The following is a 21,794-nucleotide window of genomic DNA, read 5'->3' on the forward strand; positions in this document are numbered from 1 at the left end:
GCCTGTCGCGCCGAGGGTGGCGCCCGGCAGCTCCCCCGCCACACCGCACACAACGAACGCGAGGGCGAAGCCGAGCCTGAATAAAGCCGTGCGATGATCGGGGTTTTCCCCGCACCCACGGAGCCCGCATGTCCCCCTGGATCCGAGCCATCGCCTTCGCCGGACTGTTCGCCGGTACCGCCCATGCCGCTCCGCCGGCCGACGACGCGTTCAAGGCCATCTACACCAAGGAATGGACATGGCGTAACGGCCAGGCGGGCATCCTCACCTCGGGCGAGGCGCAGCCAGGTGACGGACGGCTCGATACGGTGGACGCGGCGAGCCAGGCCAAGCGGCTCGCCTACTGGAACGACGTGCTGGCGCAACTCGACCGCATCGATCCGAAGTCGCTGAGCGGGACCGTCCGCGTCGACTACGCCGTCTACCGCGAACAGATCGGCAACCTCGCCGCCGCGCAGCGTTTCGCGCAGTGGCAGATGCCCTTCAACAGCGACTCCGCCTTCTGGTCCGATATCTCCTATGTGCTGCACGGCGACGACCTGCGCACGCGCGACGACTACCGTCACTACATCGAGCGCCTGCACCAGATTCCCGCGTACATGGACCAGGAAATCGCGAACATGCGCCTGGGCCTGGCACGGGGATTCACCGTGCCGCGCGAGGTACTCGGTGGCCGCGACGTCTCGATCGCCGCGGTGGCGGAGCTGAAGAGTCCCGAAGACAGCGCCCTGTACAAGCCGTTCAAGGCGATGCCGAAGAACCTCCCGGCGGCCGATGCCGAAGCCTTGCGCACCGACGCGCGCAAGGCGATCGCCGAGGGCGTGATCCCGGCCTACGGACGCCTGCTGACCTTCTTCCGCAACGAGTACGTGCCCAGGGCGCGGCCGACGCTGGCCGCCGAATCGTTACCCGATGGCAAGGCCTACTATCGCCAGCAGATCCACGAGTACACCACGCTCGACCTCTCGCCCGACGAGATCCACGCGATCGGCCTGCGCGAAGTCGCCCGACTCCATGCGGACATGCTGGAGACGATGAAGGAGACCGGCTTCAAGGGTGACTTTCCTGCCTTCCTCACCTTCCTGCGCACCGACCCGCGGTTCTATGCGAAGACGCCCGACGAGCTGCTGATGCGCACCGCGTGGGTTGCCAAGCAGGTCGATGCGAAGCTGGGCAAGTACTTCGGCTTGCTGCCACGACAGCGCTTCGCGATCGAACCGGTGCCCGCCGACATCGCGCCTTACTACACCTCCGGCCGGGGTGGCGCGGACGTCTATCTGGTGAACACCTACGACCTGCCGTCGCGACCGCTGTTCAACATGCCCGCACTGACGCTTCACGAATCCATGCCCGGCCATGCCCTCCAGCTGGCGCTTTCGGCGGAGCAGCAAGGCCTGCCGCCGTTCCGCCGCGACGGCTACATCTCCGCCTATGGCGAAGGCTGGGCGCTGTATTCGGAGTACCTGGGCGAGGAAATGGGCATCTACCACACGCCCTATGAGCACTTCGGCTATCTCACCTACCAGATGTGGCGTGCCTGCCGCCTGGTCGTGGACACCGGTATCCACCACCTGGGCTGGACGCGCCAGCAGGCGATCGATTACCTCACGCAGAACACGGCGCTGAGCGATCGCGAGATCGCCAACGAGGTGGACCGGTATATCAGCTGGCCGGGCCAGGCCCTGTCGTACGAACTGGGCTACCTGAAGATTCGCGAATTGCGCGAGCGCGCCGAGAAGCAGCTGGGTGAGAAATTCGACCTGCGCGCCTTCCATGACACCGTGCTGGCGCTGGGCTCCGTGCCATTGCCGGTGCTCGAACAGCATGTGGATGCCTGGATCGCGTCGAGGAAGTCATAGGCCTACTCCAATTTCTCCATAAGTAGAGTACACTGCATCACAACTCCACAGGTAAAGCCACGATGCAACCAGCCATCCACGCCGAACCGATCCACGCCGGAGACCTTGGCGGTCCCGCCCTCCGCGCCTTCTTCGCCCTCGCGGAGCGATGGAAATTACGCGCCGCCGAGCAGCGGACCCTGCTCGGCGAGCCGCCGGAATCCACCTATTTCAAATGGAAGAAGCAGCAGGACGGCGCGCTCTCGCGCGACGTGATCGAGCGGATCAGCTACCTGCTCGGCATCTGGAAAGACCTGCAGATCCTCTTCCCCGATCCGGCCCAGGCCGATGCCTGGGTACGCAAGCCGAACGACGCGCCGCTCTTCGGCGGCCATTCGGCCCTGGAGCGGATGCTCTCCGGCAACGTCGCCGACCTCTACGTCGTCCGCCAATACCTGGACGCCCAACGCGGCTGGAACGGATGAGCCCGGCGCCACCGCTCCGCCGGATTCGCTGGAGCCAGGCCTACCGGATCGTGCCCAGCCGGTTCCCCCCTGTAGGCCTGTTCGATCGCATCGCCGAGCCGAAGGACATCGACGCGGTCATGGCCGTCGAATCGCTGACCAACCCGCGCCTGCGCGAGGAGATGGGCGCGCTTCGGCTGACGCCGCCGGAACGCCGCGTCTCCGGCCCCGGCACCTCTCCGATCATGGCCGCTTTCACCCATATCCCGCCCGAAGGAAGCCGGTTCAGCGATGGCCATTGGGGCGTGTTCTACGCCGCGCACAGCGTGCCGACGGCGATCGAGGAAACCGTCTTCCACCGCGAGGCCTTCCTCGCCGCCACGCACGAGCCGCCCACCGACGTGCAGGTGCGCTGCTACAAGACCGCCATCTCGGGCCGCTTCCATGACATCCGCGGTGGCTGGCCCGCCGAGCACGATCCCGATTCCTACGCGGCCAGCGTGAAGCTGGCGCGGACGCTGCGCGGGCAGGGCTCCAATGGCATCGTCTACGACAGCGCTCGCCATGCCGGTGGCGAATGCGTCGCGGTGTTCTATCCCGACCTCGTCGCTCCCTGCGTGCAGGCCGAACACTTCATCTACCGCTGGAACGGCAACCGCATCGAAGCGGTGCTCAAGGTGACGCCCGTCGAGCGGCAGGGTTTACCCCAGCGTCTGTAAGAGGTTACGGTGCGTGGGATGAAACGCCTGACGCTCCTCCTCACCCTGCTCGCCCTTTCCTTCGCCGCCCATGCCAAGGGGCCGGACCACAGCCAGTGGGAACACGACATCCAGGCTTTCGAGGCCGCGGACCGGAGCACGCCCCCGCCGGCGAACGCCGTGTTGTTCGTCGGCAGTTCCTCGATCCGCCTGTGGACGAGCCTGGCGGCCGACTTTCCGGAGTACCGCCTCATCAACCGGGGTTTCGGTGGTTCCGACCTCGACGACGCCACCGCTTTCGCCGATCGCATCGTCAAGCCGTATCACCCGGTGGCGATCGTGATCTATGCGGGGGACAACGACCTGCAGAACGGCGACACGCCGGAACAGGTCCGCGATGACTTCGCCGCGTTCGTGGCCAAGGTACGCCAGGACCAGCCGGAGGTACCGATCGCTTTCATCTCGATCAAGCCCAGCGTGGCCCGCCTGAACCTGCTGTCGAATATCGAAAGGGCGAACGCGCTGATCCGTGACTGGTCGATGGCGCAGAAGGGCGTCGCCTTCCTCGACGTGGCACCGGCGATGCTGGACACGAACGGACAGCCGAAGCAGGAACTCTTCGTCGGCGATGGCCTGCACATGAATCCGAAAGGCTATGCGCTGTGGGTCGCGCAGGTGCGCCCATGGTTGGCGGAGCACGCTGCAGCGGCCGAAGTTAAACGGGACCCAAACGCAGCCATGAAGTGATACGGGAACTTCACGGCTCCGCCCTTATCTAAGTATTCGATCGCCGAGAGGCGACCTGTTGGCAACAGGCGCGATTGATTCGCCAGTTGTCCCGGGTCCCGCTATTTCCCCTGATAGCCTGGACCCGACGCGACCCCGGCAGCTCCTCCCCTGGCTGCCGGGGTTTTATTTTGTCTGATTTTTGTCACCAAAGAAAAAAGGCGGGCCAGCCTTTCGGCCAACCCGCCCTTGCTGCCCTTGTGGGAGCCGACCTTTCAGGTCGTCGTCAGACGTGATGCACCCGCGTCGCATAGGGGCGAATCGACGTATCGAACGCCCGCCACACGCCGTCGTTACCTTCGATGTTCAGCACGATGTCCGATGCCGCGTTGGCGGCCTCGATGCGGCGCGCCTCCTGCAGGGCGCATTCGAGCGCGTCATCGCGTGAGCAGAATTCCCCGTACTCGGACTCGTTTTTCTGCAGCAGCCAAAGACCGGGACCGACGGACTCGAACGGAATGTCGAAGACGACCACGATGGACCCACCCTGTTCAATGGAGTTGGGTCCATCGTAGAGACCCATTCGTTAGGCCGTCGTTGAGTTTCAGTTGTCTCCGCCGGAAACGAAGCCTTCGCGCGTGCCGCGCTGATACACCTTGTCCGTCGCCAGCACGTCCCCCGCCGCCACGGGTGTCCCGCCCGCGAGCTTCGCGTAGATCGGGGTGAAGTCCGGGCGAGTCGCGTCGAACAGTTGCTCGAAGTCGTCGATCACGAAGTAGGTCTGCTGGTAGGTGTCGATCTTGTACCGGGTATTCATGACCCGCTCCAGGTCGAACCCGATCCGGTTCGGCGCCGGCGAATCGATCGAATAAATGGACTCGCCCTTCGAACTGACGATGCCCGCGCCGTAGATGCGCAGCCCCGCGTCGGTCCGGATCAGGCCGAACTCCACCGTGTACCAGTAGAGGCGCGTGAGGTTCATCAGCGCGTCCGGGCCGATGGCATGGGCCTTCATGCCGCCCTTCCCGTAGGCCTGCATGTAGTCGGCGAACACAGGATTGAGCAGGAGAGGCACGTGGCCGAACAGGTCGTGAAAAAGGTCCGGCTCCGCCAGGTAGTCCAGCTGGTCGGGCTTGCGGATCCACCAGCTCACCGGGAAACGGCGATTGGCGAGATGGTCGAAGAAGACCTCGTCCGGCAAAAGGCCCTCCACGCCGACCACTTCCCAGCCGGTGGCCTTGCCGAGCACCTTGTTCAACTCGTCGAAGCGGGGAATGCCGCCATCGCCCAGGCCGAAGCGGTCGACGCCGTCGAGGAATTCCTGGCAGGCATAGGCCGGCAGCAGCTCACGCTGGCGGCGGTACAGGGTGTCCCACACCTCGTGGTCGATCTTCGAGTAGCTTGCCCACGGCTGCTCCACGGTGCCGGTCGCATAGACGGGCACGTATCCGCGGTCGGTCTGCTGGTGTTCGACGCGACGGGGGGTGTCCATGGCGGGCCTCCTTGGGGCTGTGGGTGGTCGTTGAGCAACAGCATAGCGAGGAGGATGCGCAATAGGCTTGCCTTGTTGCGTGAAAGCAGCCCGTATGTGCAATGATCTGTTGAATGTAAGCCATATGGCGGAAGAATCGTGCAAACCAACCTGGATCGTACCGACCTCCGGCTCCTCGCCGCGCTGCAAGCGAACGGCAGGATCAGCAACGCCGAGTTAGCCACCGAGGTGAACCTTTCCCCGTCGGCCTGCCTGCGCCGCGTGCAGAAGCTGGAGGCCGACGGCGTCATCGCCGGCTACGGCGCGCGGCTGGAACCACGTTCGCTGGGCCTGGGCTTGCAAGCCTTCGTCCGCGTACAGCTGAGCCGGCACGAGTCCGAGGCCATCGATTCCTTCACCGAGCGAGTGGCCGAATGGGATGAGGTGGTGTCCTGCTACGCGTTGACCGGGGACATGGATTACCTGCTCCAGGTATACGTGGCCGACCTGGACGGATTTTCCCGGTTCCTGCTCGATCGCCTGTTGAACGCGGCGGGCGTGGCGGACGTCAATACCAGCTTCGTCCTGCGCACGGTGAAGGCTTCCACGGCCCTTCCCCTCGGGAATGTCCGCACTTAGCGCGGCGCAAGCCCAGGTGTCTCAACAATAAAGACAACTTCCCCTAGCGGCAGCGACCGCCCATCGTTAATCTTGTGCGCTCGATGGAAGCCGCCTCCGCCAACCCGACCCCACGCGACCGACTGCGTCCGCTGCGCTATGTGTGGCGAGTGCCGTTGCTGGTGCTCCATGTCCTGTTCGGCATCGTCATCTGCGCGTTGATCCTGAGCTGGGCAGGCGGGGTGATGAAGAACGGGCGCGAGCCGCTGGCCCACCGAACCATCCGCATGTGGTCGACCCTGCTGTTGCGCGTGTTCGGGTTCCGAAGCCGGCGCTTCGGCCAGCCCTTGCCCGACCCGGTGCTCTTCGTGGCCAACCATACGTCGTGGCTGGACATCGAACTGCTTCATTCGCAGCGCGCCGCTTGCTTCGTCGCCAAGGCCGAGATCGCCAGCTGGCCCCTGGTCGGCTGGATGGCCGCGCGCGGCGGCACCATCTTCCACCGCCGGGGCAGTAACCACTCGCTGGCCTCGGTCATGGCCTCGATGGTGGAGCGCCTGCGCGAAGGACGCTCCGTGGCGGTGTTCCCCGAGGGTGGCACGGGCCACAACGGCGTGCTGCGCGTGTTCCATGCACGCATCTTCCAGGCCGCCCTCGACGCCGGTGTGCCGGTGCAGCCGGTGGCCCTGCGGTTCGCCCGTCACGGCAAACGGCTGATCGATGCCGGGTTCCGCGAAGGCGAGAGCTTCATGGGCAATTTCCTGCGCTTGCTGGGCGAGCCTCCGCTCGACGTGGAAGTGCATTTCCTCGAGCCGGTCCCGGTCTCGGCCGACGGACGTCGCCGCATGGCGGAGGCCTCGCGCGAACGCATCGCGCAGGCCCTGGATACCGATACCCCGGCATGAGCCTGCCGCAGGGCTCCGACTTCCTGCCGCCGTGGCCGCTGCGCAGCGGACACATCCAGACCATGCTTTCCTCCAGCGGCATCCGCCGCCGCCTGCTGCCGAAACGGGCGCACCAGGTGCAGGAGAACGCGCAGGAGGTGCTGATCGACGTCGGTCGCGGCGACCGATTGAGTGGCCGTTTCACCGCGCAACGCACGGGTCGTGAGTCGCGTGGCCTGGCCATCCTGTTCCATGGCTGGGAGGGCAGCGTCGATTCCACGTACGTCTTGCAGACGGGCAGCCGCTTGCTCGAGGAAGGCTGGGATGTCTTCCGCCTGAATTTCCGCGACCACGGTGACAGCCACGGCCTCAATGAAGCCCTCTTCCATTCCTGCCGCATCGACGAGGTGGTGACCGCCCTCGGTGAGATCGTCAGGATGTTCCCGGCGAAAGCCGTGGGCGTGGCCGGATTTTCCCTGGGTGGCAACTTCGCGCTGCGCGCCGGCATGCTGGCGCCCAGCCAGGGTGTCTCGCTGGATTACGTGCTGGCCGTCTGCCCGATCATCGACCCCAGCGAAGGCCTGTTCTCCCTGGAGAGCGAAGCGCCCTGGTTCTACCAGGCCTATTTCATGCGCAAGTGGCGCCGCTCGTTGCAACTCAAGCAGCAGGCGTTTCCGCACGCGACGTACTTCGAACTCGAGGAACTGCGCCAGAACATGCGCGACCTCACCCGTTCGCTGGTGCTGCGGCACACCGACTTCGGTTCGCTCGAGGCCTACCTCGATGGTTATTCCGTGGCCGGCGACCGGCTGATGGACCTGCACCTGCCGGCGACCATCCTCACCTCCCGCGACGATCCCGTGATTCCGGTCGGCGCGTTCGACCAGTTGCGCGTGCCACCGAACATCGAGCTGGACATCGCGACCCATGGTGGTCATTGCGGTTTCATCCGCGATTTCAGCATGACCAGTTTCACCGACGACTACATCGCGGCCCGTTTCGACGCCATCGCTCGTTGAACCTTCCACGCCTGGCAAGAATTGCGAGGAGTTCACGCCGCCCGTGCTTAAGCTGGGGGCCCTCATCGTCGCCGAGCACGGTTCGTGGACCTGCTGATCAGCGATGACGACAACGGTGCCATCTATCGCGTGACCTATTAAGAAGCCATAAGGAGTCCCCATGCGCCTCAATAGCGACAGCATCCAGAACGGCAAGCCCATTCCCCCGAACTTCGCCTTCATGGAAGTCGGCGACCCCATCAAGCCAGCCGGTAACGTCACGCCGCATCTGGCCTGGACCGAGGTACCGGCCGGCGCGCGCTCGTTCGCCATCGCCGTGATCGATACCGACGTGCCCTCCAAGCCGGACGACGTGAACGTCGAGGGCCGTGAAGTGCGCCGCGACCTGCCCCGCGTGGAATTCGTGCACTGGCTGATGGCCAACATTCCCCTGGAATGCCGTGAGCTGGGCGAAGGCGCCTGCGGCGAGGGCATCGTGCCCCGTGGAAAGAAAGATCCGGTGGGCCCGCCAGGCTCGGTGCAGGGCCTCAACGACTACACGGGCTGGTTCAAGGGCGATCGCGACATGGAAGGCCACTACCATGGCTACGATGGCCCGTGTCCGCCGTGGAACGACACCATCCCGCACCATTACCACTTCCACGTCTATGCCTTGGACGTGGAGAACGTACCGCTGGAAACCGGCTTTTCACTGGCCGAGTTCCGCGACGTGATCGAAGGCCACGTCGTGGACCAGGCGACGATCACCGGAACCTATTCGCTGAACCCGAAGGTCAAGGCGTGAGGACGAAGTGAAGGACACTGGCTGAATGCCTATTGAGCGAGGCCTGCGGGCTTCACGCGGCATGCGCGGCGCGCGGGACTAAATGGTCCCGCGCTACCCACGGAGAAACCACCATGTTGCACTACGCCCTCGTCTTCCTCGTCATCGCGATCATCGCGGCCGTGTTCGGCTTCGGCGGCATCGCGGGCACGGCGGCCGGCATCGCGAAGATCCTCTTCGTGATCTTCCTGATCCTGGCGATCATCTCCTTCTTCCGCGGCCGTAACGTATAGACCACGGCGTCACCCTTTTTGCCGTACCTTGTTCGATCCCAGTCCCGGAGACCGTCAAATGAACAAACCTGCCGACCCCGTCGCCAACGCCGCGACCGCCGCCGCGAACACCGTTTCGGCCGCCGAGCGCATCGACGCACGCGCCGAGCGAGTGAAGCAGGCCACCTCCGAAGCCGTCGACCGGACCAAGGAAGTGGTCGACCGTGCCGCCGACAAGGTGGAGAACACGCTGCACAACGCCACCGACAAGGCCGCCCATGGCGCCACGCGCGCGGCTGAAAAGGCCGAGGAAGCCAAGCTGCGCGGCAAGGAAGCCTATGGCGAGGCCGTGGAGACCGCGAACGACTGGCTGGACACGGCCCGCGAATACGTCCGCGAGAAACCCGTGCAGTCCATCGCCCTGGCCCTGGCCGCGGGTTGGCTGGCCGGCCGTATCCTGCGCAACTGATCCTTTCCTCCCCAGGGGCGCGACACATGCTGGAAGACGGCCCCTCGGGGCAAGACGACGCGGACGGAACGGCGCCGGCGGATGCGGCAGCCGGTCCCAAGCTGGCCATGCCCGCCTGGGTGGCGGATGTCCGCCGCCTGGGCGCGGGGCTGAAGAAGCTCTTCGCCGCGCAGTTGAAGCTGCTCGGCGCGGAGATCGGCCTGGCCCGGAGCGGCATCGTCTTGATGCTCTTCATGGGGCTGGCCGCCATCGTCTTCGCTGTGGCGCTGGGATTCACCCTGCTGGCCTTGGCCGGTTGGGGCCTGGCCCAGTGGTTCGGTTCCTGGGCGTGGGCATTGACCGTGCTGGCGGCCTTGCAACTCGTGCTGCTGGTCGGCGCGATCCTCGTCTTCCGCCGCGGCATGCACTGGCTTACGCTCCCCGCCACGCGCGCCGAACTCTCCACGCTGGCAAGGGATGCCGCGAAGCAGGGCAAGGCGGAAAGCGAGCAGGCGGGAGAACAGGCATGAGCATTTTCAGCAGCATGGCGAAAGTCACCGCCGCCCGGGCCCGGGTCGCGGCGGCACGGCGGGAAACCGTCGAACCGGCCGCCGCCTTGATCGCGCGCGGCTATGAACACCCCCTCACGGTGCTCGGCATGGCCGCCGGTTCGGGTTTCCTGCTCAGCAAGGTCAAGCTCAACCCGCTCGCGGTGCCCGGTGTCACGGGCGTCGTGGCGGCGGGTAGCGCCGACCTCATCGGCAAGATCGTTTCCATCGCCGCCGGAAGTTTCCTCGGCGAGATGGCCGGCGACGTCGCGGACGCGGCCGAAGAGGCGCCGTGAGCGACTTTCCCAGCCCACTACCCACGCCGGTCCCTTCGACGGCGGCGCCGGGCGCGGCCGTGTCCACGATCGCCGTGCCCTCACGCCGGAAGCCCGGCAGCGGCCGGAGCAGCCGGCGGATGTCGCGCAACCTCCGCGCGATCCGCATTTCGCTGACCTGCCTCGTCCTGCTGGCGGCGATCTATACGGTGGCCATCGGCAAATCGTTGCTGGTGCCGCTCGTGCTCGCGGGGTTCATCGGCCTCGCGCTCAATCCCATCGTCGCCGCCGCGGCGCACGTGCGCATCCCACGCTGGTTGTCGGCGGTGACGGTGATGCTGCTGCTCGGCTTCGGCCTCGTATCGGCCGTGACCACGCTTTCGGAGCCCGCGCTCAACTGGTTCCACGAGGCGCCGACGGCGATGCGCGCCTTCGCACCGAAGATCAAGCCGCTGACCCAGCAGATCGAGGCCGCCAGCCGGGCGACGCAGAACCTGGTCGGCGGCACCGTGGTGCGCAACGCGCCGCAGAGCCCCAACAGTTTCGCCTTCACGGCGTGGGATATCCTCGCGGGCGCACCGAAGGTACTCGCGAGCGTGTTGACGGTCGCCTTGCTGGTGTTCTTCTTCCTCGTCTACGGCGACGAGATCCTGCGGCGCGCGGTCGAGATATCGCCCACCTTCGCCTATAAGCGACACACCGTAAGCATCGTGCGCAGCATCCAGGTGGAGGTGTCGAGCTACCTCCTGCTCACGGCGGCGATCAATGTCACGCTCGGCCTGGTCACGTCGGGCATGCTCTACCTCTATGGCGTGCCCGATCCGCTGCTATGGGGCACCGTGGCGACGATCGCCAACTTCATTCCCTACGTCGGCGCGATCACCACGACATCCGTGCTGGCCGTCGTCGGTGCCCTGCACTTCCAGGAACTCGGTCCCGCCTTGCTTCCCGCCGCCACGTTCGCGGGCATCACGGCCGTCGAAGGCAACATGATCACGCCGATGCTGCAGGGACGCCGTTCGCGGCTCAGCCCGGTCGCGATCCTGCTCTGGCTGCTGGTGTGGGGATGGCTCTGGGGCGTGCCCGGCGCACTGCTGGCCGTGCCGATGCTCACCTGCGTGAAGCTGATCACCGCTAAGCTGCGTGGCTGGCAGTGGTTCGCGCATATCATCTCGCGCTGAGTTCGCCCGCCTACCAGCCGATCTTCACCCGGTCGCGAAAGAACTCGCCCGTGGCCGCTTCCCGTTCCGGCAGCAAGGCCGCCCATACGACGCCTTCGGCGCTTTCCGCGGCGGGCCGGCCGCCGCTGCCGCCGAGCGCGGTGGCGGTCCAGCCGGGACAGACGGCGTTGACGAGGATGCCGCTGCCGGCGACTTCGCGGGCGGCGACTTGCGTGTACGCGTTGAGTGCGGCCTTCGAGATGCGATACGCCGGGGCCTTGTCGCTGCACATGGCGTGTACGGCGCACTCGCTCGACACGTTGACGATACGGCCGTAGCCGTGCCGGTGCATCAGCGGCAACGTGGCCGCCGTGAGGCACCATGCGCCGAGCAGGTTCACTTCCAGCGCCCCGCGTATCGCGTCCAGGTCCGGTGTCGACGTGCGCGCGTCGGGATCGTAATAGCCACCCGCGTTGTTGATCAGGATATCGAGCCGGCCGAAGCGGCCGTCGATGTGTGCGATCGCGTGCTCGATGTCGCCCTGGCGGGTGACATCGAGCTTGATCGCATAGGCATCGCCGCCGAGCTCACGGATGGCGCGGGCGGCCTTCTCGCCCTTGCCGGGTTCGCGCATGCCCATGAACACCGTGACCCCGAGCGAGGCGAGCTGGCGCGATACCTCCAGCCCGATGCCGCGATTGGCGCCACTCACCAGCGCGACGCGCTGGGTGAGTGGCGGCTCGACCGCCATCGCGCTCCTGCGCTTCGCCTGCACGGGCAGGCGATGAACCTTGGCGGCACTCATGGCACCTTCGCAACCTCGCTGCACGCGTTGTCGCCACACGCCTGCCAACCACCGCCGAGCGCCTTGTACAACTGCACCGCGCGGGTGTTGATCGCGGCCTCGGCTTCGGCCAACTGGTCTTCCGCCGAAAGCTGGGTGCGCTCGGCGTCGAGCAGTTCGAGGTAATCGGTGCGGCCGGCGTCGTAACGGATCTTTGCCAGGTCGGCCGCGCGACGGCTTTCCGTGGCCTGCACCACCAGTTTCTCGACGCGCTCGCGCTGCTGATTGAAACCGACCAGCGAATTGTCGACATCCTCGAGCGCCGCCAGGACGGTGCGCTCGTAATTGGCGCGTGCCTCGTCGGCGCGCGCCTCCGCACCCTTCACGCCCGACCGCACGCGCTGCACGTTCAGGCCCGACCACGAGATGCTCGGGGCGAGCGACCACGCACGCGAATCGGCACCGCCGAAATCGTTGCTGCGACCGGCGAGGAAGCCGATGAATCCGCCCAGCGTGATGTGCGGGAAGTAATCGGCCTTGGCCACGCCGATGCGGGCGTTCGCGGCGGCGAGCTCGCGCTCGGCGATGCGGATGTCCGGGCGCCGTTGCAGCACCTCGTCGGCACCGCCGATGGCGAGGCTGACGTCGATGGGCTTGAAGGTCGCCGGCGAGAGGTCGATGTCCAGTTCGCCCGGACGCGCACCGAGCAGCACCGCGATGCGGAACTGGTCGGCGCTGGCCTGGGTCTCCAGCACGGGCAACTGCGCTTCCACGGAAGCCAGCCGCGCCTTGGCGCTGGCGAGGTCCTGCTCGGCCCCGGTGCCGACCTCGACGCGGGCGGCGATCACCTTCAGCGAGTCCTGCTGGTTGGCGATGTCGCGCCTGGCCACGTCGATGCGCAGCTGCGTGCCGCGCAGGTCGAAATAGTTGCGCGCCACTTCGGCGAACAACGTGACCTGCGCATCTTGCAGCGACGCCTCGCCGGCGGCGGCGTCGGCGCGTGCGGCCTCGACCGACCGGCGGATGCCGCCGAAGAGATCGAGTTCCCACGACGCATCGAAGCCGGCCTGGTAGGCCGTGACGGTCTGGCGCTGGTCGCTGAAGCCCGGCTGCTGCTGGCGACTGCGCTGGTAGGACACCCCGGTTTCGATGTCGGGGATCTGCTGCGATTTCGCCGTGCCGAGCGCGGCACGCGCCTGGTTGAGGCGCGCCACCGCGATCTTCAGGTCCGGCGAGCCCTGCGCCGCGCGGACGATCAGCGCGTCGAGGGTCGGGTCGCCGAACTGCTTCCACCAGCGTGCCTGCACGTCGCCGTTGTTCTGGTGCGTCGCGTCGACGCCCTGCAAGGTCACCGGCGCTTCCTTGGGCGCGTGGTAGTCGGGGCCCACGCTCGCGCAACCGGCGAGGACGAGGGCCGCGAACAACGCGGTACTGCGAAGAACGATTTTCATATCAGGACTCCCGGGCCGCATGGGCGAGGAGACGGCGTTCGCGGCGAGCCTGGCGGCGTGCCTCCGAACGCTCGTTCCACGCGCGGATCAGCACGTAGAAGAGCGGGGTGAAGATCAGGCCGAAGAAGGTCACGCCGAGCATGCCGGAGAACACCGCCACGCCCATCGCATGGCGCATCTCAGCACCCGCGCCGTGCGAGGTCACCAGCGGCACCACGCCCATGATGAAGGCGAACGAGGTCATCAGGATCGGGCGCAGTCGCAGGCGCGCGGCCTCGAGCACGGCATCGATGCGGTTCATGCCACCGATCTCCGCTTCGCGGGCGAACTCCACGATCAGGATCGCGTTCTTGCAGGCCAGGCCCACGAGCACGATCAGGCCGATCTGGGTGAAGATGTTGTTGTCACCACCGGTGGCGATGACGCCGGCAATGGCGGACAGCAGCACCATCGGCACGATCAGGATGACCGCGAGCGGCAGGCTCAGGCTTTCGTACAGCGACGCCAGCACCAGGAACACCAGCAACACGGACAGCGGGAACACCAGCACCGCGGTATTGCCGGCGAGGATCTGCTGGTAGGTCAGTTCGGTCCACTCGTAGCTCATGCCGTTGGGCAGGCTCGAGGTAACCAGCTTCTCCATGGCTTCCTGTGCCTGGCCCGTGCTGTACCCCGGGGCCGCGCCGCCGTTGATCTCGGCCGTGGGATAACCGTTGTAGTGCTGCACGCGGTCCGGGCCGTTGGTCTGGCGCATGGTGAGGAAGGAACCGAGGGGCACGAGGTCGCCGGCGGCGTTGCGGGTCTTGAGACCGACCACGTCGGACGGCTCGTGACGGAAGGACGGTTCCGCCGACACGTTCACCTGATAGGTGCGGCCGAAGCGGTTGAAGTCGTTCACGTAGAGCGAGCCGAGATAGGCCTGCAGCGTCTGGAACACGTCGCCCAGGTCGATGCCTTCCGACTTGGCCTTCTCGCGGTCCACGTCGGCGTCGAACTGCGGCACGCTCACCTGGAAACTGGTGAACAGGTGCGCGAGTTCCGGCGTCTTCTGGCTCGCCGCGATGATGCCCTGGGTCTGCTTGTAGAGTTCCTCGAAGCCCATGTCGCCACGGTCTTCGATCTGCATGCGGAAACCGCCGATCGTGCCAAGGCCGTTGACCGGCGGTGGCGGGAAGATCGCCATGTACGCACCCTGGATCGACGCGAACTGGGCGTTGAGGCGCGCAGCGATCGCATCCGCCGAGAGGTCGGCCGAACGGCGTTCCTCGAACGGCTTCAGCGCGACGAAGACGATGCCCGAGTTGGTACTGTTGGTGAAGCCGTTGATCGACAGTCCGGGGAACTGGATGGCGTTGGCGGTACCCGGGTCCTTCAGGGCGATATCGCCCATCTGGCGGATCACGGCTTCGGTGCGGTCGAGCGAGGCGGCATCGGGCAGCTGCGCGAAGGCGACCAGGTACTGCTTGTCCTGCGGCGGCACGAAACCCGTCGGCGTCCTCATGAAACCGAAGACACCGAGGGCGACAAGGCCGGCGTAGATGAACAGCACCATGGCGGAGAAGCGCAGGATCTTCTGCACGCCACCGACATAGCCATGCGAAGCGCGTTCGAACGTGCGGTTGAACGGGCGGAACAGCCAGCCGAGGCTCCGGTCCATCCAGACGGTAAGCTTGTCCTTCGGCTCATCGCGGCCCTTGAGCAGCAGCGCGGCGAGCGCGGGGCTGAGGGTCAGCGAATTGAAGGCGGAGATCACCGTCGAAATGGCGATGGTCAGGGCGAACTGACGATAGAACTGGCCGGTGAGACCGCTGATGAAGGCGGCCGGGACAAACACCGCGCACAACACGAGTGCCGTCGCGACGATAGGGCCTGTCACTTCGGTCATGGCCTGGCGCGTGGCCATCTTCGGATCGAGCCCATGCTCGATATGACGCTCGACGTTCTCAACGACCACGATCGCGTCGTCGACGACGATGCCGATGGCGAGCACCAGTCCGAACAAGGACAGCGCGTTGAGCGAGAACCCGACCATGTACATCACCGCGAACGTGCCGATGAGTGAAACCGGCACGGCCACGAGTGGGATGATGGACGCACGCCACGTCTGCAGGAACAGGATCACCACGAGCACGACGAGAATGATCGCCTCGAACAGCGTGTGCACGACGGCTTCGATGGAGCCGCGTACGAACACCGTGGGATCGTAGACGATGGTGTAGTCGACGCCTTGCGGGAAGTCCTTCTTCAGCAGGGCCATCTCCGCCCTGACCTCGTCGGAAATGGCGATGGCGTTCGAGCCCGGGCGCTGGAAGATCGGGATCGCCACCGCTTCGCGGTTGTTCAGAAGGCTGCGCAGGGCATAGTTGTTCGAGCCCAGCTCGACACGGGCGACATCTCGCAGGTGCGTGACGGAGCCGCTAGGGTCGCTACGCACGATGATATTGAGGAAGTCGTCCTCGGTGACGAGGCGGCCACGCGTATTGATGTTGACCTGGAAAGCATTCGTACTCGGACCGGGTGGCGCGTTCAGCGCACCGGCGGCGACTTCGATGTTCTGCTCACGCACCGCCTTGATCACGTCACCCGTGGTGAGGTTACGGATGGCCAGCTTCTCCGGGTTCATCCAGATACGCATGCTGTATTCGCCCGCGCCGAACAACTGGACGTCGCCCACGCCGTCGAGACGGGCGAGCTGATCCTTGATGCGCGTGCGGGCGTAGTTCGACAGGTAGAGCATGTCGTACCGGTTATCCGGCGAGGTGAGATGCACGACCATGGTCAGGTCGGGCGAACTCTTGGTCGTCGTCACACCGAGGCGTTGCACTTCTTCCGGCAGTCGCGGAAGGGCCTGGGCGACGCGGTTCTGCGTCTGCACCTGCGCGTTGTCGAGGTCGGTGCCGAGGGCGAAGGTGACCGTGAGGGTCATCGTGCCGTCGCTGGTCGCCTGCGAGGAGGTATAGAGCATGCCTTCCACGCCGTTGATCTGCTCTTCGAGCGGCGTGGCGACGGTTTCGGCGATGACCTTCGGGTTCGCACCCGGGTAGGTCGCCTTCACCACCACGGTCGGCGGGACGACCTCCGGGTATTCGCTGATCGGCAGCTTGAACACGGCGATACCGCCCGCGATCAGGAACAGCACCGATAGCACGCCCGCGAGGATCGGGCGTTCTACGAAGTATTGAGCGATTTTCATGGCGGAATCAGTCCTGGTTCTGCGCCACGCTGTCGACGCCGGCCGGACGCGCCGCCGCGACATTGCGCGCGGTGTCCGGTACGAGCGAGGCCATCGTCACGCGCTTGGCATTCACTTCCACGCCCGGGCGCACGCGCTGCAGGCCGTTCACGACGACCACGTCGTCCGCGTTGAGGCCCGAATCGACCACGCGCAGGCCATCCACCAGCGCCCCCGTGGCGACGCGGCGGTACTCGACCTTCTTGTCCTTGCCCACCACGTAGACGAACTTGTTGCCGAGGTCGGTGCCCACGGCCTTGTCGTCGATCAGTGCGCGTGGCTGGGTGTTGCCGCTACGCAACTGCACGCGGGCGAAAAGACCCGCGGTGTAGGCGCCGTCCGCGTTCGGGAATACCGCGCGCAAGCGGATCGTGCCGGCCCCGGCACGCACCTGGTTGTCGACGAAGTCGATCTTGCCGACGTGCGGATAGGCCTGCTCGTCGGCGAGGCCCATTTCCACTTCGGGCGCACGGCCGTTCTGCCGGCGCAGGCGGTCCAGCTTCAGGAAGGTCTGCTCGTCGACATCGAAGTAGACGTACATCGGGTCGACCGTCACCACGCTGGTCAGCGTGTCGCTGGGGGTGACCAGGTTGCCCGGGGTGATCTGGGCATTGCTGACCTTGCCGTCGACGGGGGCGCGGACTTCGGTGAACGACAGGTTGAGGCGGGCGTTATCGAGCGCGGCCTGCACGGAAGCCACCTGGGCCTTGGCGCTGGCGGCGGCGGTATCGAGGCGGTCGGCTTCCTCGCGCGACACCGCGTGCTGTTCCACCAGCTTGGTGCCACGGGCGGCGTTGGCGTCGGCGTTCTTGCTTTCGGCCCTGGCCTGGGCGAGGTTTGCCGCCAGGCGGTCTACCTCGGCGCGATACGGGCGGGGGTCGATGGTGAAGAGCAGGTCGCCCTTCTTCACCGTCGCGCCTTCGCGGAAGTGGATCGAATCGACGTAGCCGCTGACGCGCGGCTTGATCTGGATCGTGTCCACCGCCTGGATCCGGCCGGTGAAGGCGTTGGTGTCCGACACGGGGCGCAGGAGGACCTGGGCGACGGTCACTTCGGGGGCCGGCGGCGCGGCGGCGGGCTCGGCGGCATGGCTGGGCGTGCCACCGGAGCTCAGCCAGATCGCCGAGGCGACGGCGACCGCCAGGGCGGTCGAACCGAACAGGATTTTCTTCTTCATGACGGGTCCTGGAGTGTCTAGGGGGATGCAAGATCTTTCGTCGGCCGCGCAGCGTGCGACCTCAACGTTGGTTAAGGTCAAGTCGGTCCGTCGCAGGTGGCGAAATCTAGGTCTTGCTCGTCAAGCGAAAAATGGGTCTACAATCATTCCGCCTGTGACGCTCAGTCACGAATGCAATCTCCGGAGTCGGCGATGGAAGACTTTTCCGCGATCAGCGTTTTCGTCCGCGTGGTGGAGGCCAAGAGCTTCTCCGCCGCTGCGCAACACCTGCAGATGACCCCGTCGGGAGTCAGCCGGGCCATCTCGCGCCTGGAGGAAAGCCTCGGCGCCCGGCTGTTCTTCCGGTCGACGCGTTCGCTGAGGTTGAGCGACGATGGGGCCGCGTTCTATGCGCGTTGCAAGGAGATCTTGGCCGACCTGACCGAGGCCACCGAGGCTCTCGGGTACGCCAAGACCAAGCCGGCGGGCAAGTTGCGCGTGGCGGCATCGTCGGCGGTCGGGCGCGCGGCGTTGATCCCGAACCTCGCCGAGTTCGAGCACAAATTTCCCGATATCCGCCTCGAACTGACGATGTGCGACTTCCCGTTCGACCTGAACGAGGAAGGCTTCGATTGCGCCATCCGGATGGGCGAGCTGGCCGATTCGAGCCTGATCGCACGCAAGATCGGCCATTTCAGCAACGTCCTGTGCGCCGCGCCGTCCTATCTGGCGCGGCACGGCATGCCGACCTCGATCGAGGACCTGAAGAACCATCGCTCGGTGAATTTCGTCCACCCGAGCACGGGCAAGCCTTACCAGTGGCAGTTCGATTCGCCGAGCGGCCGGGTGTCGGTGGACGTCGACGCGCACATGCTCATCAATGACGGCGAATCCGTGATCCAGGCGGCCATCGCCGGCCTGGGCATCATCCAGGCGCCGCATTGCCTGGCGGCGAGCGCCCTGGAGAAGGGCTTGCTCGAGATCATCATGACCGACACGATCTCCACGGGATCGAACCTGTGGATCGTCTACCCGCAGAAGCGTCACCTCTCGGCGCGGGTGCAAGCCTTCATCGAGTGGACCAGCGAGTTGTTCCAGCGCACCAGCGAGCCGAAGTGCAAGCTCGTGCAACAGCAACAGGCGGAGCTGGCGCGCATGCGCAAGTCGCAGCCACTGGAAATCGCGGCGGTCGCCTAGGCGCCGCCCGCGCTTCATAAATCTTCATACGCACTTCAGGCGCTTCACCGCGCCGCGCGCTTCACTCCGGGCTCCACCAAGGGAGTCCCGACCATGCGCCGCACCACTACTCGTCCGTCCTTCCCCGCCATGCGCCGCGTCGTTGCGGCGCTGGCGCTCGCCATCGCCTTTCCCGCCAGCGCGGGTCAGTATCAGCCACCGAAGCAGGCGAACGACGGCTGGCCCACGGCCGACGCCGGCACGCTCGGCTGGAAGACCGCCACCCTCGCCACCGTCGAGGACAAGATCGCCGACGGGACGTACAAGAAGATCACCAGCGTGCTCGTCGCCGACCACGGCCGCCTGGTCTACGAGCATTACTTCAATGGCGGGTCCGCCGACCTGCTGAACGACGTCCGCTCGGCGACCAAGAGCCTGACCGCCATGCTCGTCGGGGCCGCCATCCAGCGCGGCGCGATCCGCGATGTGACGGCGCCGGTGTACGCGTTCTTTCCCGATGTCCACCTCGAGCGTCCGGACCCCCGCCGTGAAGCGATCACGCTCGAAGACCTGCTGACGATGAGTTCGATCTGGGAGTGCGACGACGACAATGCGTTCTCCACGGGCAACGAAGAGCGCATGTACGTGTCCGAGCACTGGCTGGACTTCGCGCTCAACTTGCCGGTTCGCGGGTACGCGCCGTGGGTGAGCCGGCCCAAGGACTCCCCCTATGGCCGTACGTTCTCCTATTGCACGGCGGGGGCGTTCGTCGCGGGAGCCGTGGTCGAGCGGGCGACGAAGCAGCCGCTGGCGTCTTTCGCGCATGAGGCGTTGGAAGTGCCGCTGGGCATCTCGCAGGTGAAATGGAACGTGTCCGCCGAGGGCATCGGCATGGGCGGCGGCGGAACGCGCTACCGCTCGCGCGATCTGGCGAAGCTCGGCCAGCTTGCCGCGGACGCGGGACGTTGGCAGGGGAAGGCGGTGCTGCCGGCTGCCTGGGTCACCAGGATGTTGACGCCGCACGCCCAGGCACGCGACGACGCCGATTACGGTTACCTGTGGTGGCAGTTCCGCTTTCCGATCGGCGGCGTGGAGACGAAGGTGTGGGCGATGGGTGGCAACGGCGGCAACTATGTCTTCGTGCTGCCCGAACGTGGGCTGGTCACGGTGATCACCAGCCAGGCCTACAACCAGGGCTACGGACATGCCCAATCGCAGGCGATTTTCCGCGACATCGTGCTGAAGGCGTTGCCTTAGCGGCGGCCTGCGCCGAGGTCGGGCGGGCACCAGGGCGCCTGGAGCACCCGATCCCGGTCGGCGGCGACATGTCGTGCGATGGTATCGAGCACCGCTTCGAAACCCGGATCACCTGCCAGCGGCGAGAACAGCGGCGATGCGCGCAGGTAGCCGGCATCGCGCCAGCCCTTGTCCACGGCATCGGCGAGGGCGGCGGTCGCACCTCGGCGATCGCCCGCGGCGTGCAACAACAGGGCGAGTTCGAGCCGGCTCGCCGGCCAGGGGTCTCCCGCCAGCGATGCGCGGGTAGCCGCGATGCGCTGTGTCAGCCATGCCGGATCGACCGGCGCCACGCCATGCAGCACCGCCAGCGTGGCGGGCAAGGAGGCGTCGGGTCGCAGCGCCCTCGCTTCGGCGAACGCGTTGGCGGCGGCCGTGCGATCGCCGCGGCGCAAAGCCAATTCACCGTCCAGCTGGGCCAGTTCGGCACGCGAAGTGCCGCGCGCGCGTGCCTGCGCCAGCGCGCCGCGTGCTTCCTCGAAACGCCCATGGGCGAACAGGAAGGCGGGCCAGCCGATGTTGCCGAAGACGTTATCCGGCGCGAGGTCGAAGAGACGCTTGTAGCGGGTCTCCGCAACGCTGTCGAAACCGAGCAACTCGTATTCGCGGGCCAGTTGCACGTCACGGAATCGCACACGGGAAGGGTCTCCGCGCATGTCGAGGTTCGCATGCAGGGCATCGGCCAGGCGGCCTTGTTCCTGGTAGAGGTAGGCGGCGGAGGCGCGGCTCGCGTCGTCGGTGGGATCGAGGCGCACCGCGCGCTCGTAGCCGGCGATGGCGCCGGGAATGTCGCCGAGGCAGTCGCGTGCGTAGCCGAGCGCGGACCACGCCGTGGCGCTGTCGGGGCGCACGGCGACGGCGCGCGTGGCGAGCCGCAGCGCATCGCGCGCTTCCGCCGGCCCCGCGTTGTACAGGCAACGGCGCGCCGAGCGCGCACGGCTGGCGCCCGACAATGCTTCCACGTCGTCCGGCGCTTCACGCAGGGCGCGATCGTAGAGGTCGAGGGCGCGTTCGTTGTTGTCGCGCTGGCCCATGGCGGCGTACCAGCGCGCGCGATCCAATACCTCGCGTTGCGCACCGGCCATGGGTTTCTGTTCGCGGGCGAGGAAGCCCACGCCGACGGACGTCGCGGCGAGGATGCCGACGGCGGCGACCGCCGGCCATAGCGTGCGCCGGCGTCGCGCGGTCTCGGTGAGCGGTTCCGGCGGCGCACCCAGCTGGTAACCACGGCTGCGCACGGTACGGATGTAGCGGGGCTGGCGAGCGTCGTCACCCAGCGCCTGGCGAAGCAGGCGCACGCGCTGGGTCACGGTTTCCTCGTTCACCACCGCGGGTGCCCAGACTTCCGACATCAGCTCGTCGAAGCCCACCACGCGGTCGCCACGCTCGACCAGGCAGGCGAGCAACTGGAAGCTCAGCCCCGCCACGTCGAGCGGCGTGCCACCGCGTTCGACCCGCTGCCGGGCGAGGTCGATCGTGAGGTCGAGCAAGCGGTAGCGGGTCACCTTGTCCATG

At 66.4% G+C, this 21,794-nt stretch carries 22 protein-coding genes; 15 read left to right on the forward strand and 7 right to left on the reverse strand.

Annotated features, from left to right (window positions below; all coding sequences use genetic code 11):
* Positions 1-128: 128 nt before the first annotated feature.
* The 4 genes from AB6730_RS10240 (at position 129) to AB6730_RS10255 (ending at position 3,747) form a co-directional block, all read left to right on the forward strand.
* Positions 129-1,859: a DUF885 family protein gene (locus tag AB6730_RS10240; protein ID WP_371023508.1), complete on the forward strand. Its 1,731-nt coding sequence runs from the start codon at positions 129-131 to the stop codon at positions 1,857-1,859.
* A 62-nt stretch (positions 1,860-1,921) separates the two neighbouring features.
* Positions 1,922-2,323, forward strand: a complete 402-nt coding sequence (locus AB6730_RS10245; RefSeq protein ID WP_371023509.1) for an antitoxin Xre/MbcA/ParS toxin-binding domain-containing protein — start codon at positions 1,922-1,924, stop codon at positions 2,321-2,323.
* Complete coding sequence (locus tag AB6730_RS10250) at positions 2,320-3,021, forward strand: RES family NAD+ phosphorylase (RefSeq protein WP_371023510.1); 702 nt, start codon at positions 2,320-2,322, stop codon at positions 3,019-3,021. Before AB6730_RS10245 ends, AB6730_RS10250 begins: the two co-directional genes overlap by 4 nt.
* Before the next feature lie 18 nt (positions 3,022-3,039).
* Positions 3,040-3,747 carry an SGNH/GDSL hydrolase family protein gene (locus tag AB6730_RS10255; RefSeq protein ID WP_371023511.1) on the forward strand — a complete coding sequence of 236 codons (708 nt, stop codon included), beginning with the start codon at positions 3,040-3,042 and terminating at the stop codon, positions 3,745-3,747.
* 265 nt (positions 3,748-4,012) lie between these two features.
* On the opposite strand, the gene AB6730_RS10260 is transcribed toward AB6730_RS10255, so the two are convergent.
* The gene (locus tag AB6730_RS10260) at positions 4,013-4,261 is read right to left on the reverse strand and encodes a hypothetical protein (protein ID WP_371023512.1); all 249 of its coding nucleotides are present in this window, start codon (positions 4,259-4,261) and stop codon (positions 4,013-4,015) included.
* Between the two features lie 69 nt (positions 4,262-4,330).
* A complete protein-coding gene (gene phhA / locus AB6730_RS10265; RefSeq protein ID WP_371023513.1) occupies positions 4,331-5,218 on the reverse strand; it encodes a phenylalanine 4-monooxygenase in 888 nt (295 codons plus the stop codon).
* A 138-nt stretch (positions 5,219-5,356) separates the two neighbouring features.
* Between phhA and AB6730_RS10270 the strand changes: the two genes are divergently transcribed.
* From AB6730_RS10270 to AB6730_RS10310, 9 genes are all read left to right on the forward strand, one after another.
* Entirely contained in the window at positions 5,357-5,836 is a 480-nt protein-coding gene (locus AB6730_RS10270; protein WP_371023514.1) for an Lrp/AsnC family transcriptional regulator, read from the forward strand.
* An 83-nt stretch (positions 5,837-5,919) separates the two neighbouring features.
* Positions 5,920-6,720, forward strand: a complete 801-nt coding sequence (locus AB6730_RS10275; RefSeq protein WP_371023515.1) for a lysophospholipid acyltransferase family protein — start codon at positions 5,920-5,922, stop codon at positions 6,718-6,720.
* Complete coding sequence (locus AB6730_RS10280) at positions 6,717-7,718, forward strand: YheT family hydrolase (RefSeq protein WP_371023516.1); 1,002 nt, start codon at positions 6,717-6,719, stop codon at positions 7,716-7,718. Before AB6730_RS10275 ends, AB6730_RS10280 begins: the two co-directional genes overlap by 4 nt.
* Positions 7,719-7,878: 160 nt before the next feature.
* Positions 7,879-8,502 carry a YbhB/YbcL family Raf kinase inhibitor-like protein gene (locus tag AB6730_RS10285; RefSeq protein ID WP_371023517.1) on the forward strand — a complete coding sequence of 208 codons (624 nt, stop codon included), beginning with the start codon at positions 7,879-7,881 and terminating at the stop codon, positions 8,500-8,502.
* Between the two features lie 113 nt (positions 8,503-8,615).
* Positions 8,616-8,774, forward strand: coding sequence for a DUF1328 domain-containing protein (locus tag AB6730_RS10290; RefSeq protein WP_306848471.1), 159 nt, complete (start codon positions 8,616-8,618; stop codon positions 8,772-8,774).
* Between the two features lie 58 nt (positions 8,775-8,832).
* Positions 8,833-9,222 carry a hypothetical protein gene (locus tag AB6730_RS10295; protein WP_371023518.1) on the forward strand — a complete coding sequence of 130 codons (390 nt, stop codon included), beginning with the start codon at positions 8,833-8,835 and terminating at the stop codon, positions 9,220-9,222.
* Between the two features lie 26 nt (positions 9,223-9,248).
* Positions 9,249-9,731, forward strand: coding sequence for an ABC transporter ATP-binding protein (locus AB6730_RS10300; RefSeq protein WP_371023519.1), 483 nt, complete (start codon positions 9,249-9,251; stop codon positions 9,729-9,731).
* Entirely contained in the window at positions 9,728-10,045 is a 318-nt protein-coding gene (locus AB6730_RS10305) for a hypothetical protein (RefSeq protein ID WP_371023520.1), read from the forward strand. The genes AB6730_RS10300 and AB6730_RS10305 overlap by 4 nt, the downstream gene beginning before the upstream one ends.
* A gap of 119 nt (positions 10,046-10,164) precedes the next feature.
* On the forward strand, positions 10,165-11,205 hold the full coding sequence (locus AB6730_RS10310; protein WP_371023521.1) for an AI-2E family transporter: 1,041 nt from the start codon (positions 10,165-10,167) through the stop codon (positions 11,203-11,205).
* Between the two features lie 10 nt (positions 11,206-11,215).
* On the opposite strand, the gene AB6730_RS10315 is transcribed toward AB6730_RS10310, so the two are convergent.
* Genes AB6730_RS10315 through AB6730_RS10330 form a run of 4 tightly spaced genes read right to left on the reverse strand, consistent with a single transcriptional unit; the run spans position 11,216 to position 17,828 of the window.
* Positions 11,216-11,989 (reverse strand): SDR family NAD(P)-dependent oxidoreductase, encoded by a 774-nt coding sequence (locus AB6730_RS10315; protein ID WP_371023522.1) that lies wholly within the window; start codon positions 11,987-11,989, stop codon positions 11,216-11,218.
* A complete protein-coding gene (locus tag AB6730_RS10320) occupies positions 11,986-13,419 on the reverse strand; it encodes an efflux transporter outer membrane subunit (RefSeq protein ID WP_371023523.1) in 1,434 nt (477 codons plus the stop codon). The genes AB6730_RS10315 and AB6730_RS10320 overlap by 4 nt, the downstream gene beginning before the upstream one ends.
* Position 13,420: 1 nt before the next feature.
* Positions 13,421-16,612, reverse strand: coding sequence for an efflux RND transporter permease subunit (locus tag AB6730_RS10325; RefSeq protein ID WP_371023524.1), 3,192 nt, complete (start codon positions 16,610-16,612; stop codon positions 13,421-13,423).
* A gap of 7 nt (positions 16,613-16,619) precedes the next feature.
* Positions 16,620-17,828, reverse strand: a complete 1,209-nt coding sequence (locus AB6730_RS10330) for an efflux RND transporter periplasmic adaptor subunit (protein WP_371023525.1) — start codon at positions 17,826-17,828, stop codon at positions 16,620-16,622.
* Positions 17,829-18,020: 192 nt separating this feature from the next.
* Here AB6730_RS10330 and AB6730_RS10335 point away from each other — a divergent pair, with 192 nt between their 5' ends.
* Together AB6730_RS10335 and AB6730_RS10340 are read left to right on the forward strand one after the other, a co-directional pair.
* Entirely contained in the window at positions 18,021-19,004 is a 984-nt protein-coding gene (locus AB6730_RS10335) for a LysR family transcriptional regulator (RefSeq protein WP_371023526.1), read from the forward strand.
* 93 nt (positions 19,005-19,097) lie between these two features.
* On the forward strand, positions 19,098-20,240 hold the full coding sequence (locus AB6730_RS10340; protein WP_371023527.1) for a serine hydrolase domain-containing protein: 1,143 nt from the start codon (positions 19,098-19,100) through the stop codon (positions 20,238-20,240).
* On the opposite strand, the gene AB6730_RS10345 is transcribed toward AB6730_RS10340, so the two are convergent.
* A complete protein-coding gene (locus AB6730_RS10345) occupies positions 20,237-21,793 on the reverse strand; it encodes a winged helix-turn-helix domain-containing protein (protein ID WP_371023528.1) in 1,557 nt (518 codons plus the stop codon). The two genes, AB6730_RS10340 and AB6730_RS10345, sit on opposite strands and share 4 nt — an antisense overlap.
* Between the last annotated feature and the right edge of the window lies 1 nt (position 21,794).

Origin of the sequence: Luteibacter sp. RCC_6_2 (assembly GCF_041360655.1) — a bacterium.
Classification (GTDB): Bacteria; Pseudomonadota; Gammaproteobacteria; order Xanthomonadales; family Rhodanobacteraceae; genus Luteibacter.